Origin of the sequence: Nonomuraea sp. NPDC050643 (assembly GCF_040654715.1) — a bacterium.
Classification (GTDB): Bacteria; Actinomycetota; Actinomycetes; order Streptosporangiales; family Streptosporangiaceae; genus Nonomuraea.
The window spans coordinates 1-1,008 of the sequence record NZ_JBFAIM010000196.1; the positions used below are offsets into that span (position 1 = coordinate 1).

Annotated in this window: 1 protein-coding gene; it reads left to right on the forward strand. The window is 66.4% G+C overall.

Features of this window, described 5'->3' with window-relative positions; translation table 11 throughout:
- The first annotated feature begins 61 nt into the window (after nucleotides 1-61).
- Nucleotides 62-976, forward strand: coding sequence for an IS982 family transposase (locus AB0I15_RS66945; protein ID WP_358121250.1), 915 nt, complete (start codon nucleotides 62-64; stop codon nucleotides 974-976).
- Nucleotides 977-1,008: the final 32 nt, after the last annotated feature.

Below are 1,008 nucleotides of genomic sequence, written 5' to 3' on the forward strand. Positions count from 1 at the left end.
CTAGATGATTGAGTCCAAGGCGTAGCTGCGGAGATAGGGCGAGGATGTCCATCCTCGGGTTGTGACGACCGAACTGGACACCCTCGCAACCGCACTCTATGTGAGGGTCGATGATCTGCTGAAGAGTGCGCCGGAGCTGGCCCCGTGGCGACCGAGGGTGGGCATCGCGCCCACGCTGAGCGACGCCGAGTTGGTGACTTTGGCGGTGTTGTCGGCGCTGCTGGGCTTCCACCGCGAGCGCCGCTGGCTGCGGTATGCACACGCCGAACTGCACGGCATGTTCCCCTACCTGCCCCAGCAATCGGGCTACGGCAAGCGGTTGCGTAAGTCGGTCGCTTTGGTCATGGCGGTGATCCGGGTTTTGGCCTGCGACACCTCGCTGTGGAGCGACGATGTGTGGGTGGCCGACTCCACGCCGGTGGAGTGCGGCCGCTCGGTGGAGACCGCGCGGCGCAGCCGGCTGGCCGGATGGGCCGAGTACGGCTACTGCGCCTCCCACTCCCGGTATTTCTGGGGGCTGCGCCTGCACCTGGTGTGCACCCTGGGCGGGCTGCCGGTGCTGTTCGCGCTGAGCGGCGCCAAGGCCGACGAGCGTCAAGTGCTGCTGGACATGCTGGCCACCGCGCCCCGGGTGCCGGCCGAGCATCCCGATCAGACGATCATCGCCGACCGGCAGTACTACGGTCGCGCCTTCGAGCGGGAGCTGGCCGAGGACGGGATGCGGCTACTGCGCCCGGCCCGTGCCGGTGAGGCCGAACGGGCCGGCGCGCACCTGTTCAAGCCGTTACGCCAGGTCATCGAGTCGATCAATCAGACCTTAAAGGGCCAGCTCGACCTCGAACGACACGGCGGGCGCACCCCGGCCGGCGTCATCATCCGCATCTTCATCAAGATTCTGGCGCTGACCACGGCGATCTGGCACAACGACCACACCGGCCAGCCGATCAAGAGGTCACTGATCCTTTACGACCACTGACCATCCCTGACCCCTTGGACTCAATCATCTAG